General features: G+C 54.1%; 16 protein-coding genes and 2 tRNA genes. 4 read left to right on the forward strand and 14 right to left on the reverse strand.

Going from position 1 to position 15520, the window contains the following annotated elements; all coding sequences use genetic code 11:
• Window positions 1–88 precede the first annotated feature (88 nt).
• The 3 genes from pnuC to OGY62_RS04710 are packed head-to-tail and all read right to left on the reverse strand — an operon-like array spanning window position 89 to window position 2290.
• Entirely contained in the window at window positions 89–817 is a 729-nt protein-coding gene (gene pnuC / locus OGY62_RS04700; RefSeq protein WP_286459207.1) for a nicotinamide riboside transporter PnuC, read from the reverse strand.
• Entirely contained in the window at window positions 817–1560 is a 744-nt protein-coding gene (locus tag OGY62_RS04705) for a nucleoside phosphorylase (protein WP_047460034.1), read from the reverse strand. The genes pnuC and OGY62_RS04705 overlap by 1 nt, the downstream gene beginning before the upstream one ends.
• A gap of 28 nt (window positions 1561–1588) precedes the next feature.
• Window positions 1589–2290 carry a Crp/Fnr family transcriptional regulator gene (locus tag OGY62_RS04710; protein ID WP_024130094.1) on the reverse strand — a complete coding sequence of 234 codons (702 nt, stop codon included), beginning with the start codon at window positions 2288–2290 and terminating at the stop codon, window positions 1589–1591.
• 194 nt (window positions 2291–2484) lie between these two features.
• Between OGY62_RS04710 and ppiC the strand changes: the two genes are divergently transcribed.
• Complete coding sequence (ppiC, locus tag OGY62_RS04715; RefSeq protein ID WP_001140251.1) at window positions 2485–2766, forward strand: peptidylprolyl isomerase PpiC; 282 nt, start codon at window positions 2485–2487, stop codon at window positions 2764–2766.
• Between the two features lie 120 nt (window positions 2767–2886).
• Here ppiC and ilvC read toward each other — a convergent pair whose 3' ends face one another.
• Window positions 2887–4362 (reverse strand): ketol-acid reductoisomerase, encoded by a 1476-nt coding sequence (gene ilvC, locus OGY62_RS04720; protein ID WP_012131124.1) that lies wholly within the window; start codon window positions 4360–4362, stop codon window positions 2887–2889.
• A gap of 165 nt (window positions 4363–4527) precedes the next feature.
• Between ilvC and ilvY the strand changes: the two genes are divergently transcribed.
• Complete coding sequence (gene ilvY / locus OGY62_RS04725) at window positions 4528–5418, forward strand: HTH-type transcriptional activator IlvY (protein WP_024130093.1); 891 nt, start codon at window positions 4528–4530, stop codon at window positions 5416–5418.
• A gap of 92 nt (window positions 5419–5510) precedes the next feature.
• On the opposite strand, the gene ilvA is transcribed toward ilvY, so the two are convergent.
• From ilvA to ilvL, 7 genes are all read right to left on the reverse strand, one after another.
• Window positions 5511–7055, reverse strand: a complete 1545-nt coding sequence (gene ilvA, locus OGY62_RS04730) for a threonine ammonia-lyase, biosynthetic (protein ID WP_024130092.1) — start codon at window positions 7053–7055, stop codon at window positions 5511–5513.
• Between the two features lie 2 nt (window positions 7056–7057).
• A complete protein-coding gene (ilvD, locus tag OGY62_RS04735; protein ID WP_024130091.1) occupies window positions 7058–8908 on the reverse strand; it encodes a dihydroxy-acid dehydratase in 1851 nt (616 codons plus the stop codon).
• 66 nt (window positions 8909–8974) lie between these two features.
• Window positions 8975–9904 (reverse strand): branched-chain-amino-acid transaminase, encoded by a 930-nt coding sequence (gene ilvE, locus OGY62_RS04740; RefSeq protein ID WP_012131120.1) that lies wholly within the window; start codon window positions 9902–9904, stop codon window positions 8975–8977.
• A 17-nt stretch (window positions 9905–9921) separates the two neighbouring features.
• Window positions 9922–10185, reverse strand: coding sequence for an acetolactate synthase 2 small subunit (gene ilvM / locus OGY62_RS04745; protein WP_012131119.1), 264 nt, complete (start codon window positions 10183–10185; stop codon window positions 9922–9924).
• Window positions 10182–11828: an acetolactate synthase 2 catalytic subunit gene (gene ilvG / locus OGY62_RS04750; RefSeq protein WP_286459201.1), complete on the reverse strand. Its 1647-nt coding sequence runs from the start codon at window positions 11826–11828 to the stop codon at window positions 10182–10184. Before ilvG ends, ilvM begins: the two co-directional genes overlap by 4 nt.
• A 2-nt stretch (window positions 11829–11830) precedes the next feature.
• Window positions 11831–11881, reverse strand: a complete 51-nt coding sequence (ilvX, locus tag OGY62_RS23295; RefSeq protein ID WP_202401504.1) for a peptide IlvX — start codon at window positions 11879–11881, stop codon at window positions 11831–11833.
• 86 nt (window positions 11882–11967) lie between these two features.
• Complete coding sequence (gene ilvL, locus OGY62_RS04755; RefSeq protein ID WP_001311244.1) at window positions 11968–12066, reverse strand: ilv operon leader peptide; 99 nt, start codon at window positions 12064–12066, stop codon at window positions 11968–11970.
• A 351-nt stretch (window positions 12067–12417) separates the two neighbouring features.
• Between ilvL and OGY62_RS04760 the strand changes: the two genes are divergently transcribed.
• Window positions 12418–13938, forward strand: coding sequence for a YifB family Mg chelatase-like AAA ATPase (locus OGY62_RS04760; protein ID WP_286459202.1), 1521 nt, complete (start codon window positions 12418–12420; stop codon window positions 13936–13938).
• Between the two features lie 25 nt (window positions 13939–13963).
• Here OGY62_RS04760 and maoP read toward each other — a convergent pair whose 3' ends face one another.
• A complete protein-coding gene (gene maoP / locus OGY62_RS04765; protein ID WP_012131115.1) occupies window positions 13964–14302 on the reverse strand; it encodes a macrodomain Ori organization protein MaoP in 339 nt (112 codons plus the stop codon).
• A gap of 106 nt (window positions 14303–14408) precedes the next feature.
• On the opposite strand from maoP, the gene hdfR reads away from it, so the two are divergent.
• A complete protein-coding gene (gene hdfR, locus OGY62_RS04770) occupies window positions 14409–15254 on the forward strand; it encodes an HTH-type transcriptional regulator HdfR (RefSeq protein WP_161799994.1) in 846 nt (281 codons plus the stop codon).
• A gap of 103 nt (window positions 15255–15357) precedes the next feature.
• Here hdfR and OGY62_RS04775 read toward each other — a convergent pair.
• Window positions 15358–15433 (reverse strand) — tRNA-Trp (locus OGY62_RS04775).
• An 8-nt stretch (window positions 15434–15441) separates the two neighbouring features.
• Window positions 15442–15518: transfer RNA gene (locus OGY62_RS04780), tRNA-Asp, on the reverse strand.
• Window positions 15519–15520 lie beyond the last annotated feature (2 nt).

Consider the following 15520-nt stretch of genomic DNA (forward strand, 5'->3'; position numbering starts at 1 on the left):
TCAATCTTCGAACGGGGGAAGGATTGTAGCAGAAAGCAGGGCCGAGGGAGTAACAGGCTGCCCTTTCAGACAGCCTGGAAAGCGTTAATCAGGAGGCACTGGCAGCAAGCGGCGTATAGCCGTTGCGTTTTGCGCTCAGGACCCAGCTGTACGATCCCATAATCGCAATCGCCGTTAGCAGGACATACTCCAGCGACATCGCATAGACGCCCTGTACCGCGTAAATCACCACGCTAATGACGTCAATAAGCACCCACAGCAGCCAGTTTTCCACATATTTGCGAGTCATCAGCATCATCGCCGCAATTGACAGCACCAGCATGGTGGAATCCCAGAACGGGAACGCGTCCGGCTGTAGCTCTGGCATCGCCACCTGAACTCCTACCGTTTGCAGCATCCCGAGCATAATATGGGTCAGCATGGCGAACACCGGGTCGATAAACCGCGTCATCAGCAGGATGGCGACAATACACACACCGCTCAGCACCAGCGTTTGCTGGCGGGAGAGCCAGCGCACCTTCAGCGCCGCCTCTTGCGCCTCATTCTGACGGCTCCACGCATACCAGCCATAGATATTGGCGGCAAAGAAGAACACCTGAAGCAGCAGGCTGGCATATAGCTGAATCTGGAAAAAGATCGCAGCAAACAGGGTGACGTTAATCAGACCAAACAGGTAATTGATGATTTTTTCCCGGCTGGCGCACCAGATGCACAATAAACCAAAGACCGTACCGATAGCCTCAATCCACGACAGCGCATACCCGCCTTCGCCGAGAGGAATGTTGACCATCACGTTGTTAATACTGAAAAAGTCCATCATTGCTCTCCTTGCTGGCTATCGAAATAAATGGCCTGTAGCGCCAGGGAAATCTGACGTTCTTCACCCCGCAGGCACAGCGTTTCCTGTTGAACATAATCATTAATACTGCTGTCCAGACAGCCGTTGTGGGCAACGACCACGTTCAGCAACGACGCCGTACGCAGCCCACGTAATGCGCCGACCACCATCAGCGCCGCCGTTTCCATATCCGCCCCGAGGATGCCGCGCGCTGACCATTCCGCATCCAGTTCAGCTTCACGATCGGTATAAAAGCTGTCGTGGCTGCGCACCAGCCCGCAAATCGCAGGAATGTTCATCTGCTTCGCCTGCTGGATCAACGTGGCGATAAGCTGCGGGTCTGCGCAGGCCGGATAGCAGGCTGGCGCGTAGGTTTTGCTGGTGCCGTCATCGGCGACCGCACCGTTGGCGATAATCAGATCGCCCAGCGCCAGCGTATCCTGCAATGCCCCACAGCTACCGATGCGAATCAGCGTGTCCACGCCAATCTGCCGTAACTCTTCAATGGCAATGGCCGTTGATGGCCCGCCGATTCCCGTCGACAGCACCAGAATCTCAATCCCTTTATATGTGCCGCGCGCCGCCCGAAATTCCCGGTTTTGCCCCAGTATCTCAGGGTTATCAAGAAAGTGGGCGATCCTGTCCACCCGCTCAGGATCGCCGGGCAATAGCGCATACCGCGCACCGGTCATGCTATTGCTTAATCGAATATGGGGTTGCATCTTCTGTCTCCTTACTGTGCTGAGGGACTCAGATCTCCGCCTCCTGTTTCAGTTTTTCAGGGGCTAATAAGACGATCCGCTCACCGTCGGTATCAATAATTTTCAGCGATTTCAGATCGTGCAAAATACGGTTGATACTGCGCGTCGTCGCCGCAAATTCCTGACTGAGATTTTGTTTATCCAGCAAAATCGTGGTCGATTCATCATGTTGATATCGCTGCCATAATGCCTGGCAAACCCGTTGATACAGCGAGTACAAATTGTCGCTGCTGGCCTTTTTCGACAACTGATAATATTGCTGGCTGAAAAAGCGCAGCATCCGCTGGTTAAAATGGTTATCCAGCGCCAGCCAGCGATGAAAATCCGCCTGCGGCAGGCTTAACAACTGAACGCTACCAACCGCCATCACCGAACAGATGTAATGCCGCGACTCAAAAATCTCCAGCTCGCCCAGCATGTCGCCTTTGCGGTAATGTGCCTGCCGATAACGGCGCCCGTCTTCAGCTTCGTAAAAGACATCCACCTCACCGGAAACAATCAGCGAGAATTGCCGACAAATGTCGCCCTGACGGCAAATCAGCGCTCCGCGAGGTATTTCCTCAACGCGCCAGCGCTGCATGATGTCCAGCGGGCAATATTTGAGTAGCTCATACAGCTGCGGATCGCGTACGATTTGGGTTAGCCCTGTCAGCCAGTCGCCTGAAAATTCTGCGTTTTTCATTGAGCTCATGTTATCTCTCTCCTGAGATGGAAAGACAGGACGGCTGTCCTGTTGCAGAGGGAATATGTCTGATAAAAGTGTCGTTCATCTCCCGGTTCATTAAACCCGGTGGGACATCTGTCCTGCGATGGCGAAGAGTATATGTCCGACGCCCTAAGGAATGATAAAGTGGCGGGCAACCTTTGAGACATGAGAGCGAAATAATGGCGAAAACCGCAGCAGCACTGCATATCCTGGTAAAAGAAGAGAAGCTGGCGCTGGATCTTCTGGAACAAATCAAGAATGGCGCCGACTTTGGCAAACTGGCGAAAAAGCACTCTATCTGCCCGTCAGGCAAAAGAGGCGGTGACTTAGGTGAGTTTCGTCAGGGCCAGATGGTTCCGGCGTTCGACAAAGTGGTCTTCTCCTGCCCGGTGCTGGAGCCAACCGGCCCACTGCACACTCAGTTCGGATACCACATCATTAAGGTGCTGTATCGCAACTAATAAAAAGCCCGGAGGTTCATACTCCGGGCTTTTTTGCCTGATGGCGCTAACGCTTATCCGGCCTACGAAATAATGGCTTTTTGTAGGTCGGGTAAGCGCTAGCGCCACCCGACAACCTGTTTAACCAGCTACCGCAATGCGTTTCATATCAGTCATATAGCCACGCAGTTTCTGGCCCACTTTCTCAATAGCGTGGCCACGAATCGCTTCGTTCACATCACGCAGCTGTGCGTTGTCAACCGCGCCTTCAGCAATCGCTTTACCCAGATCGCCCGGTTGAATTTCAGTCATGAACGCTTTCAGCAACGGTACGCAAGCGTAAGAGAACAGGTAGTTGCCGTACTCGGCGGTATCAGAGATAACCACGTTCATTTCATACAGACGCTTACGGGCGATGGTGTTGGCGATCAGCGGCAGTTCGTGCAGTGACTCATAGTACGCAGACTCTTCGATGATGCCGGAATCCACCATGGTTTCGAATGCCAGCTCAACGCCCGCTTTCACCATCGCGATCATCAGTACGCCTTTATCGAAGTACTCCTGCTCACCGATTTTACCTTCATACTGCGGCGCGGTTTCGAATGCGGTTTTACCGGTCTCTTCGCGCCAGGTCAGCAGTTTCTTATCGTCATTCGCCCAGTCCGCCATCATGCCGGAGGAGAATTCACCGGAGATGATGTCGTCCATGTGTTTCTGGAACAGCGGCGCCATGATGGTTTTCAGCTGTTCAGACAGCGCATAAGCACGCAGTTTTGCCGGATTGGACAGACGATCCATCATCAGCGTAATGCCGCCCTGCTTCAGCGCTTCGGTGATAGTTTCCCAGCCGTACTGAATCAGTTTTTCCGCATATGCCGGATCGGTACCTTCTTCCACCAGCTTATCGAAGCACAGCAGAGAACCCGCTTGCAGCATACCGCACAGGATGGTCTGCTCGCCCATCAGGTCAGATTTCACTTCCGCCACGAAGGAGGACTCCAGCACGCCCGCACGATGACCGCCAGTTGCCGCCGCCCATGCTTTGGCAATCGCCATCCCTTCGCCTTTCGGATCGTTTTCCGGGTGAACGGCGATCAGCGTCGGTACACCGAAACCACGTTTGTACTCTTCACGGACTTCAGTACCCGGGCACTTCGGCGCCACCATCACCACGGTGATGTCTTTGCGGATCTGCTCGCCCACTTCCACGATGTTGAAACCGTGGGAGTAACCCAGCGCCGCGCCGTCTTTCATCAGCGGCTGCACGGAACGCACCACGTCGGAGTGCTGTTTGTCCGGCGTCAGGTTAACCACCAGATCAGCCTGCGGGATCAGCTCTTCGTAAGTCCCCACTTTGAAGCCGTTTTCAGTCGCTTTACGCCAGGAAGCACGTTTCTCGGCAATCGCCTCTTTACGCAGGGCGTAGGCGATATCCAGACCGGAGTCACGCATGTTCAGGCCCTGGTTCAGCCCCTGAGCGCCACAGCCGACGATGACCACTTTTTTACCCTGAAGGTAGCTCGCGCCATCGGCAAATTCATCGCGGCCCATAAAGCGACATTTACCCAGTTGCGCCAACTGCTGGCGCAGATTCAGTGTATTAAAGTAGTTAGCCATATCTGTAACTCCGTGATGTTGTGTCGTGCTTATTGTTCGGTTCGCTTGCCGTGTCTGTGCAAGAGAGAATGAACTCACTATATGACAGGAAATTTATTGCGGAAATTGATATATTCACAACATCACATTGCAATTTCTGCAACGTAGACATCGGGAGTAAAGCCAGTGGATTTACGCGATCTGAAAACCTTCCTGCATCTGGCGGAAAGTCGCCATTTTGGCCGCAGCGCGCGGGCAATGCACGTTAGCCCTTCCACGCTCTCCCGGCAGATTCAACGCCTCGAAGAGGATCTCGGCCAGCCGCTGTTCATTCGCGATAACCGTACCGTTACGCTCACCGAAGCGGGAGAAGAGCTGCGAACGTTCGCCCAGCAAACGCTGTTGCAGTATCAGCAGTTACGCCACACCATCGACCAACAAGGCCCGTCGCTGTCGGGCGAGCTGCATATCTTCTGCTCGGTCACCGCCGCTTATAGCCATCTGCCGCCCATTCTTGACCGTTTCCGGGCGGAGCATCCCTCTGTGGAAATCAAACTCACCACCGGCGATGCCGCCGATGCGATGGAAAAAGTGGTGACGGGCGAGGCGGATCTGGCGATTGCCGGTAAACCGGAAACCCTGCCCGGCGCGGTCGCGTTTTCAATGCTGGAGAATCTGGCGGTGGTGCTGATAGCTCCCGCATTGCCTTGCCCGGTGCGAAATCAGGTCTCAGTGGATAAACCCGACTGGTCAACAGTGCCGTTTATCATGGCCGATCAAGGCCCAGTGCGTCGCCGTATTGAGCTGTGGTTCCGCCGTCAGAAAATCAGCAATCCGTCGATATACGCGACGGTCGGTGGACATGAAGCGATGGTGTCGATGGTCGCGCTCGGCTGCGGCGTGGCGCTGCTGCCGGAAGTGGTATTGGAAAATAGCCCTGAACCCGTGCGTAACCGCGTGATGATCCTGGAGCGCAGCGACGAGAAAACGCCGTTTGAGCTGGGCGTTTGCGCACAAAAAAAGCGGCTGCATGAGCCGCTTATTGATGCGTTCTGGAACATTCTGCCCAACCACTAGCCGGATGGCGGCGCAAGCGCCTTATCCGGCCTACGGCTCAAAAGAACGTAGACCTGATAAGCGCAGCGCCATCAGGCATTTTCCCGAACACCCTAACCCGCCAGGAAAAAGCGGAACGCCGGGTTGTCGCTTTCGTTGTGGCACTCGTAGCCCAGCTCGTTCAGCCGGGTTTCGAAATCAGGTTCGTTTTCGCCCAGTTCGAACGCCGCCAGCACACGACCATAGTCGGTGCCGTGGCTGCGATAGTGGAACAGCGAAATATTCCAGTGCGTTCCCAGCGTGTGCAGAAACTTCAGCAGCGCGCCGGGCGACTCTGGAAATTCGAAACTGTACAGACGTTCCTGCAACGGTTTCGATGGGCGTCCGCCAACCATATAGCGCACATGCAGTTTCGCCATTTCGTCATCGGAGAGATCCACCACGCTGTAGCCGCCTTCATGCAGCAGCGCGAGGATCTCTTTGCGCTCTTCCAGTCCACGGCTCAGACGGACGCCGACAAAAATGCAGGCATCTTGAGCGTCGGCAAAACGGTAGTTAAATTCGGTAACGGAACGGCCGCCCAGCAGCTGACAAAACTTCAGGAAGCTGCCTTTCTCTTCCGGGATAGTCACCGCCAGTAGCGCTTCGCGCTGTTCACCCAGCTCGCAGCGTTCAGACACATAGCGCAGACCATGAAAGTTCACATTCGCGCCAGAAAGCACATGCGCCAGGCGTTCGCCGCGAATATTGTGTTGGGCGATGTATTTTTTCATCCCCGCCAGCGCCAGCGCACCGGAAGGTTCCGCCACCGCACGCACATCCTCGAACAGATCTTTCATCGCTGCGCAAATCGCATCGCTGTCGACGGTGATAATGTCGTCGAGGTATTCCTGGCACAGACGGAAGGTTTCATCACCGATACGTTTAACCGCCACGCCTTCGGCAAACAGCCCCACACGCGGGAGATCCACCGGATGACCGGCATCCAGCGCCGCTTTCAGGCAGGCCGAATCTTCCGCTTCAACGGCGATCACTTTGATTTGCGGCATCAGTTGTTTGATGAGCACCGCTACGCCTGCCGCCAGTCCACCGCCGCCAACCGGCACGAATACGCGGTCGAGATGCGCATCCTGCTGGAGCAGTTCCAGCGCCAGCGTGCCCTGCCCGGCAATCACCATCGGATGATCGAACGGCGGAACCCAGGTAAAGCCCTGCTGTTGCGCCAGCTCGATAGCTTTTGCTTTCGCTTCATCAAAGTTCGCGCCGTGCAGCAGCACTTCCCCGCCAAACCCGCGCACCGCGTCCACTTTGATATCAGCGGTCGCCAGCGGCATCACAATCAATGCCTTCACACCCAAACGCGCGGAGGAGAACGCCACGCCCTGAGCATGGTTACCCGCCGATGCGGTGATAACGCCGTGGGCTTTTTGTTCTTCGGTGAGCCCCGCCATCATCGCGTAGGCTCCGCGCAGCTTGAAGCTGTGTACAGGCTGCCTGTCTTCACGCTTCACGAGAATAACGTTGTCGAGGCGCGAAGAGAGTTTTTCCATTTTTTGCAGCGGCGTCACCTGCGCTGCTTCATATACCGGCGCGCGGAGTACCGCACGCAGGTACTCCGCCCCTTCCGGGGCGGCTGACAGGGGTTGCGACTCGGCCATCATCAACCTCCCAGCTTCGATTTATCGCGTACCGCGCCTTTATCGGCGCTGGTCGCCAGGCTGGCATAAGCACGCAGCGCAAAGGAGACCGGACGCTGACGATCTTTCGGCGTCCAGGCTTTATCACCACGGGCTTCCTGCGCTTCGCGACGCGCGGCGATTTCCGCATCGCTCAGTTGCAGTTGAATACCACGGTTTGGAATATCAATAGCAATCATGTCGCCATCTTCAATGATGGCGATATTACCGCCGCTGGCCGCTTCCGGTGAGACGTGACCGATAGAGAGGCCAGACGTGCCGCCGGAGAAACGGCCATCGGTGATCAGCGCACAGGCTTTACCCAGCCCCATCGATTTCAGGAAGGTAGTCGGGTAGAGCATTTCCTGCATACCAGGACCACCCTTCGGCCCTTCGTAGCGAATAACCACCACATCACCGGCAACCACCTTACCGCCAAGAATCGCCTCAACCGCATCGTCCTGGCTTTCATAGACTTTCGCCGGGCCGGTAAATTTCAGGATGCTGTCATCCACGCCCGCAGTTTTTACGATACAGCCGTTTTCAGCAAAGTTACCGTAGAGCACCGCCAGACCGCCATCTTTGCTGTAGGCATGTTCCAGCGAGCGAATGCAGCCTTCGGCGCGGTCGGTATCCAGCGAATCCCAGCGGCAATCCTGCGAGAACGCCTGCGTCGTGCGGATACCCGCCGGGCCTGCACGGAACATCTGTTTTACCGCTTCATTCTGGCTGACCATAACGTCGTACTGCTCCAGCGTTTGCGGCAGCGTCAGACCCAGCACGTTTTTTACATCGCGATTCATCAGCCCGGCGCGATCCAGCTCGCCCAGAATACCCAGCACGCCACCTGCACGGTGGACGTCTTCCATGTGGTATTTCTGCGTACTTGGCGCGACTTTACACAACTGTGGAACCTTGCGGGAAAGCTTGTCGATATCGCTCATAGTGAAGTCGATTTCCGCTTCCTGCGCCGCCGCCAGCAGGTGTAAAACGGTGTTGGTCGAACCGCCCATGGCGATATCCAGCGTCATGGCGTTTTCAAACGCCGCTTTACTGGCGATATTACGCGGCAGTGCGGAAGCGTCGTCCTGCTCGTAGTAACGTTTAGTCAGCTCAACAATGCGCTTACCGGCATTGAGGAACAGCTGCTTGCGATCGGCGTGGGTTGCCAGCAACGAGCCGTTGCCCGGCTGCGACAGGCCCAGCGCTTCCGTCAGGCAGTTCATTGAGTTAGCGGTGAACATCCCGGAACACGACCCACAGGTCGGGCAGGCGGAGCGTTCGACCTGATTGCTCTGATCGTCAGAAACTTTCGGGTCCGCGCCCTGAATCATCGCATCAACCAGATCGAGCTTGATGATCTGATCGGAAAGTTTGGTTTTCCCGGCTTCCATCGGGCCGCCGGAGACAAAAATTACCGGAATGTTCAGGCGCAGCGAGGCCATCAGCATCCCTGGGGTGATTTTGTCGCAGTTGGAGATACAGACCATCGCATCCGCACAGTGGGCGTTCACCATGTACTCCACCGAGTCGGCGATCAGTTCGCGAGACGGCAGTGAATACAGCATGCCCCCGTGACCCATAGCGATTCCATCATCCACGGCAATGGTGTTGAACTCTTTGGCGACGCCGCCAGCGGCTTCAATCTGTTCGGCGACCAGCTTACCGAGATCGCGCAGATGAACGTGACCCGGCACAAACTGGGTGAATGAGTTCACGACGGCGATGATCGGTTTGCCAAAATCGGCATCGGTCATCCCGGTGGCGCGCCACAGCGCGCGGGCACCCGCCATATTGCGACCATGTGTGGTTGTGGCGGAACGATACTTAGGCATGCGTAATTTACTCCCAGTGTCTGTCTGTTAAATGGGACGGTGCGTGCCGTCCCATTTATTTTTAATTTATGGATTTACCTGATCCAACCAGCCCCATTTATCTTCGGTTTCACCGGTGAAGAGGCCAAAGAATGCTTGCTGAATACGTTTGGTGACCGGACCGCAGCGGCCCTCGCCTACCTGGATACCGTCCACGCTGCGAACCGGTGTGATCTCTGCCGCAGTACCGGACATAAACACTTCGTCCGCCAGATACAGAGATTCGCGAGACAGCACCTGCTCACGCACTTCGATATCCAGCTCTTTCGCCAGCTTAATGATCGCATCACGGGTAATACCTGGCAGCGCGGAGGAGGTAAACGGCGGGGTAAACAACACGCCATCTTTCACTTCAAACAGGTTTTCGCCTGCGCCTTCGGAAATATAACCATTCACATCCAACGCGATACCTTCCTGGTAGCCATGACGACGCGCTTCACTCCCTACCAGCAGTGAAGAAAGGTAGTTACCGCCCGCTTTTGCCGCTGTCGGAATGGTGTTTGGCGCTGCGCGGTTCCAGGAAGAAACCATCGCATCGATCCCCTGATCCAGCGCTTCTGCGCCCAGGTATGCGCCCCATGGGAACGCCGCGATGATGACGTCAGTGCTGTATCCCGGAGGCGGGTTAACGCCCATCCCCACATCGCCCACAAACACCAGCGGACGAATATACGCGCTGGTCAGGTTGTTTTTACGGATAACGTCGCGGCAGGCTTCCATCAGCTCATCAACGCTCTGGGAGACGGGAAAACGATAGATTTTGGCTGAATCATGCAAACGCTGCATGTGTTCACGATGGCGGAACACCACTGGACCTTTGTGAGAGTCGTAGCAACGGATCCCTTCAAACACGGAAGTACCGTAGTGCAGTGCGTGGGACATCACATGAACCTTCGCATCTTCCCAACGAATCATCTCACCATTGAACCAGATGTAATCAGCTTTTTTCGTCGTCATTTTTCTTCCTTTTGCGCTCAGGCGCGGATTTGTTGTGATGTGGTTGTGCTCTGGCAGATAGCAACATGTGCAACATCTACCAGTTTACTTAACTGACTAAACAGTAAGTCGACCGACCGGGGGCTGGCAACGGTCAATTCGATATTTATATTTTGCGCATCGGTGGCGGCTTCCATATTCATGGAGCACACCTGAAAACCACGGTGGCGAACCACGCGTAAAACACGTTCTAACGTTTCCGGGTTGAAACGAGCTGCCACATTGACCTGATGTTGCATCATGATAATTTCTCCAGCATTTCTGAGTTACTGGCGCCAGGCGGCACCAGGGGCCAGACATTCTCAAGTTCGTCGATTGAGACATGAAGCAGGTATGGCCCATCACTGTTCAGCATGGTGTCGAGCGCCGCTTCAACCTGGTCTTTACGGGTGATGTGTTGGCCAGGAATGCCGAAGGCGCTGGCTAACATGAGGAAATCGGGGTTATCGGTAAGGGTGGTTTCGCTATATCGTTCCTGGAAAAACAGTTGTTGCCATTGTCGAACCATGCCTAACCGCTGGTTATCGAGTAAGACAATCTTCAACGGCAACTGCTTGCGTTTTACGGTGCCCAACTCTTGTACATTCATCATGAAAGAGCCGTCACCGGAGATACAGATAACGGTATCATTCGGCCTCGCAACCTGCGCGCCAACCGCCGCAGGCAGGCCAAAACCCATCGTACCTAAGCCGCTGGAGGTGATGAAATTCTCCGGGCGAGTGTACGTCATATGCTGCGCGGACCACATCTGATGCTGGCCCACATCCGTCGTCACCACGCTGTCTGCGGGTTTACGTTCCGACAGCTGTTTTAACAGCAGCGGCGCATAGATGGCTTCACCGGGATGATCGTAACGCCAGGCGTGCTCAGTACGCAGTTCAGCATTGTGCTGGCGCCAGGCGTCAATATTTAACGGTTGCTGTAACGCGGGCAATAATGCGTTCAGATCGCCCTGCAACGCGACATGCGCCTGACGCAGTTTGTTCATTTCCGCCAGATCGATATCCATGTGGATCACGCGGGCGTTCGGCGCAAAGGTATTCAGCTTGCCCGTCACCCGGTCATCAAAACGTGCCCCTACGGCAATCAGCAGATCGCACTCCTGAACAGCGAAGTTTGCCGCTTTAGTGCCATGCATCCCCAACATACCGAGATAATACGGATAGTCGGCATCCACCGCGCCCAGGCCTTTTAACGTGCAGGTCACCGGCATTTGCGTCGCAGCGATAAATTCGCGCAGCGCGGGTACGGCCTGCGCCATGCCTACGCCGCCGCCCACGTACAGCATCGGTTTTTGCGCCTGCGCCATCATCCGACGCGCCTGCTCAACGTCCGCGTGCGGGAAAGCCGTTTCGTTTTCAACGGTGGTGAAATACGGCTCCAGTGAACCATTGGCTAACTGGATATCTTTGGGGATATCAACCAGAACAGGGCCAGGACGACCCGAGTTCGCAACCCGGAAAGCCTCAGCCATGATGCGCGGCAGCTCTTCCAGCGACTGCACGAGGAAGCTGTGCTTAGTACATGCCAACGACAGCCCCAGCACATCAACCTCCTGAAAAGCGTCCGTTCCGATGAACGGAGCGGAAACCTGACCCGTGATGGCCACAACCGGCACGGAATCTAACAGTGCGTCAGCCAGACCGGTTATCAAATTGGTAGCGCCAGGGCCAGACGTGGCGATACAGACGCCCGTTTTGCCCGTTGAACGCGCATAGCCGATTGCCGCCATCGCCGCGCCCTGCTCGTGACGACACAACAGATGTTCCACGCCGCCGTCATACAACGCATCGTAAACCGGCATAATTGCGCCACCGGGATAACCAAAAACGGTTTCAACGCCCTGTGCTCGCAAAGCATGTACCACCCACTGTGCCCCATTCATAGCTACATCCCCGCCGTAAATCTGGAGAAACAGAATTTTATGCTATTAGTCATTATCTGCTCCTCGTTTATGTTTTTAAGGTCAAAAAAAACCCCCGGACCTTTCGGTGCGGGGGTCTTAGTTCGTTAAGGCTTGATTTCTAAGCCTTTCCTCGTCCAAGTGCAGCCCCGCACGGTGGGATAATAATCACCACCACGCTAATCACGACCAGGCTAATCACTCGTAGAAGGGCTGTCATTTTTGTCTATTCTTGCATCTTGTTCGAAGGAATGCCTAAAGAGTTACCATAGCTTTCGCCAATAGCACAAGATATTTTTATTTTCATTTTTCTGACGCAGCTAACGGTTTAGCAAAAAATCATTGTTTTTTATACAAAAAACAGGAAATGAAAAATTTTCACTTTTTGCCTCATAAACAGCAGCAACCCCCATCTTTTTTTCGCATCTGTTATTTTTTGCGAGCACGCTTCCGAACAGCAAAGCATATTTTGAAAAGGCGATAAAATTACCTGAATATGCGCCGAAAATTAACAATCGTGCAGGATATTTCTGGTTTTTAATGCAGCATAATTCTCTCAACGGGAGGAGTTATGTCACTGTCGATTGTTCACACACGCGCCGCACTTGGCGTTAATGCGCCGCCAATAACCATCGAGGTGCATATCAGTAATGGCCTGCCGGGTTTAACAATGGTTGGGCTACCTGAAACGACGGTAAAGGAGGCCCGGGATCGGGTTCGCAGCGCAATCATCAATAGCGGGTATGAATTTCCGGCGAAGAAAATCACCATTAATCTGGCCCCGGCAGATTTACCCAAAGAGGGCGGTAGATATGATTTACCTATCGCAATTGCGCTTCTGGCGGCGTCAGAGCAACTTACAACAAATAAGCTTAATGAATATGAACTGGTGGGCGAACTGGCCCTTACAGGTGCGTTACGTGGCGTTCCAGGCGCGATATCCAGTGCAACCGAGGCGATTCGGGCAGGCAGACATATCATTGTTGCAAAAGAGAATGCAACAGAAGTTGGGCTAATCAGCGGAGAGGGATGCCTGATTGCAGATCATCTGCAAACGGTATGCGCATTTCTGGAAGGGAAACGGGATCTTGAGAAACCAGTGTCTACCGATTCTGACGCCTGTTTACTGCATGACGATCTCAGTGATGTTATCGGTCAGGAACAGGGGAAACGAGGGCTGGAAATCACGGCCGCAGGAGGGCACAACCTGCTGCTGATAGGCCCGCCAGGTACGGGAAAAACCATGCTGGCCAGCCGCATTAATGGGCTACTGCCATCATTAAGCAACAAAGAAGCGCTGGAAAGCGCGGCAATTCTCAGCCTGGTGAACGCCGATACGGTACAAAGGCAGTGGAAACGACGTCCTTTCCGCTCGCCTCATCACAGCGCGTCATTAACGGCAATGGTAGGGGGAGGTTCAATACCCGCGCCAGGAGAAATATCGCTGGCGCACAACGGTATTTTGTTTCTGGATGAACTGCCTGAGTTTGAGCGACGCACGCTGGATGCGCTGCGTGAACCTATTGAGTCTGGTCAGATACACCTTTCGCGCACTCGGGCAAAGATCACCTATCCTGCGCGCTTCCAACTGATTGCAGCGATGAATCCCAGCCCGACCGGTCACTATCAGGGGAACCATAATCGCTGTAGCCCGGAACAGACGTTGCGCTACCTCAGCCGTTTATCCGGCCCCTTTCTCGATCGATTCGATCTCTCGCTCGAAATTCCCCTGCCACCGCCCGGTATACTCAGTCAGGCAGCGGTTAAAGGCGAGGACAGCGCTACAGTGAAAGTACGGGTGATATCCGCACGGAAACGCCAGTACGAACGACAGGGGAAGCTAAACGCCCATCTGGACAGCCAGGGTATACGAAAGTACTGCTCTCTACACAGTGATGATGCGCACTGGCTGGAGGAGACGCTGATACATCTGGGATTGTCTATACGAGCCTGGCAGCGCTTACTGAAGGTTGCCCGTACCATTGCCGATCTGGAACAGACGGAGAATATTACGCGCCTGCATTTGCAGGAGGCTGTGGGCTATCGGGCAATAGACAGGCTACTGATTCATTTACAAAAACTACTGACGTAAAAAAAGGGCATTTCGCCCTTTTTTATTAATCATCAGATTCGGTGTAGTCTTCCGCACCTTCCATCTGCGGTTTACCGCCAGACAGAGTGTGGAAACGTTTTGGACGCTTAATACGCGTCATATATTTAGACCAGACGCGTTCTGCTTCTGTCACCGGCTCACGTTCGCCACGGCATACCGCGACAAACAGTCTCTCTTCTTCGGTTACTGGCTCACGTTTCCCCAGATCCAGCTCATTGAAGGCATAACCATGACGTTCAAGCAGTTGTGCCTCTTTGATGGTGAAATCACCATGACGAGAGAATCCGCGTGGATAATATTTGTTGTCGAAATATCGATTAGTCGTCGTAAAGCTTTCCGCCATCCTGCACGCTCCTAATTCTTTGGCCAAGCTATTTATGGCGCGGAGTATTAGTTACGCTTGACAGAGTGTAAAACAAAAGATTTAAATCATTACGACAAATAATTTTGTGGAGAGCGTTGTGGATACGGAATTGTTAAAAACTTTCCTGGAAGTTAGCCGGACACGCCACTTTGGACGAGCGGCAGAAGCGCTCTACCTGACCCAATCGGCGGTCAGTTTTCGGATAAGACAACTGGAAAATCAGCTTGGTGTGAACCTGTTCACCCGGCACAGAAACAATATCCGCTTAACCGCAGCAGGTGAAAAGCTACTACCCTATGCAGAAACGCTGATGAATACGTGGCAGGCGGCACGTAAGGAAGTGGCGCATACATCGCGGCATAATGAGTTTTCTATCGGTGCCAGCGCTTCTCTGTGGGAGTGCATGCTCAATGACTGGCTGGCACGCTTATATCAGTCTCTGGAGCCGCAAGCCAGTCTGCAATTTGAAGCCAGGATCGCTCAACGCCAGTCGTTAGTAAAGCAACTCCATGAACGTCAGCTTGATCTGCTCATTACCACCGAAGCGCCAAAAATGGATGAGTTTAGCAGCCAATTGCTGGGACATTTCACACTCGCGTTGTATTGCAGCAGCCCATCACAGATGAAAGATGAATTAAATTATCTGCGTCTTGAGTGGGGACCTGATTTTCAACAGCATGAAGTGGGTTTGATTGCGAGCGATGAGGTTCCCGTTCTTACCACCAGTTCAGCTGAACTGGCGAGACAGCAACTGTCTGCTCTTAATGGATGCAGCTGGCTTCCAGTTGGCTGGGCCAAAGAAAAAGGCGGGCTTCATACCGTTGCCGACAGCGCTACGCTTTCACGCCCGTTATATGCAATATGGCTACAAAATAGCGATAAACATACGTTGATCCGCGATCTGTTAAAAACAAACGTCCTGGAAGATTAAAGGGACAGCCATGGCAAGGATGCCGGGAAAGGAGTTGAATGGATATGCTGGGGGCCGTTTTTCAGGCAAAAAAAATCCTTAGCAAATGCTAAGGATAATTTTCTGGCAGGGGCGGAGAGACTCGAACTCCCAACACCCGGTTTTGGAGACCGGTGCTCTACCAATTGAACTACGCCCCTAATTAGGGTGGCGGAACGGACGGGACTCGAACCCGCGACCCCCTGCGTGACAGGCAGGTATTCTAACCAACTGAACTACCGCTCCAC

Origin of the sequence: Citrobacter sp. CK198 (assembly GCF_030333295.1) — a bacterium.
Classification (GTDB): domain Bacteria; phylum Pseudomonadota; class Gammaproteobacteria; order Enterobacterales; family Enterobacteriaceae; genus Citrobacter_B; species Citrobacter_B koseri.

Bases quoted from the DNA above. Each gene is read 5' to 3' on its own strand.
- pnuC (WP_286459207.1), bottom strand. From the start codon at position 817: ATGGACTTTTTCAGTATTAACAACGTGATGGTCAACATTCCTCTCGGC.
- ilvA (WP_024130092.1), bottom strand. From the start codon at position 7,055: ATGGCCGAGTCGCAACCCCTGTCAGCCGCCCCGGAAGGGGCGGAGTAC.
- ilvC (WP_012131124.1), bottom strand. From the start codon at position 4,362: ATGGCTAACTACTTTAATACACTGAATCTGCGCCAGCAGTTGGCGCAA.
- OGY62_RS04705 (WP_047460034.1), bottom strand. From the start codon at position 1,560: ATGCAACCCCATATTCGATTAAGCAATAGCATGACCGGTGCGCGGTAT.
- ilvL (WP_001311244.1), bottom strand. From the start codon at position 12,066: ATGACAGCCCTTCTACGAGTGATTAGCCTGGTCGTGATTAGCGTGGTG.
- ppiC (WP_001140251.1), top strand. From the start codon at position 2,485: ATGGCGAAAACCGCAGCAGCACTGCATATCCTGGTAAAAGAAGAGAAG.
- OGY62_RS04760 (WP_286459202.1), top strand. From the start codon at position 12,418: ATGTCACTGTCGATTGTTCACACACGCGCCGCACTTGGCGTTAATGCG.
- ilvM (WP_012131119.1), bottom strand. From the start codon at position 10,185: ATGATGCAACATCAGGTCAATGTGGCAGCTCGTTTCAACCCGGAAACG.
- maoP (WP_012131115.1), bottom strand. From the start codon at position 14,302: ATGGCGGAAAGCTTTACGACGACTAATCGATATTTCGACAACAAATAT.
- ilvD (WP_024130091.1), bottom strand. From the start codon at position 8,908: ATGCCTAAGTATCGTTCCGCCACAACCACACATGGTCGCAATATGGCG.
- ilvG (WP_286459201.1), bottom strand. From the start codon at position 11,828: ATGAATGGGGCACAGTGGGTGGTACATGCTTTGCGAGCACAGGGCGTT.
- OGY62_RS04710 (WP_024130094.1), bottom strand. From the start codon at position 2,290: ATGAGCTCAATGAAAAACGCAGAATTTTCAGGCGACTGGCTGACAGGG.
- ilvE (WP_012131120.1), bottom strand. From the start codon at position 9,904: ATGACGACGAAAAAAGCTGATTACATCTGGTTCAATGGTGAGATGATT.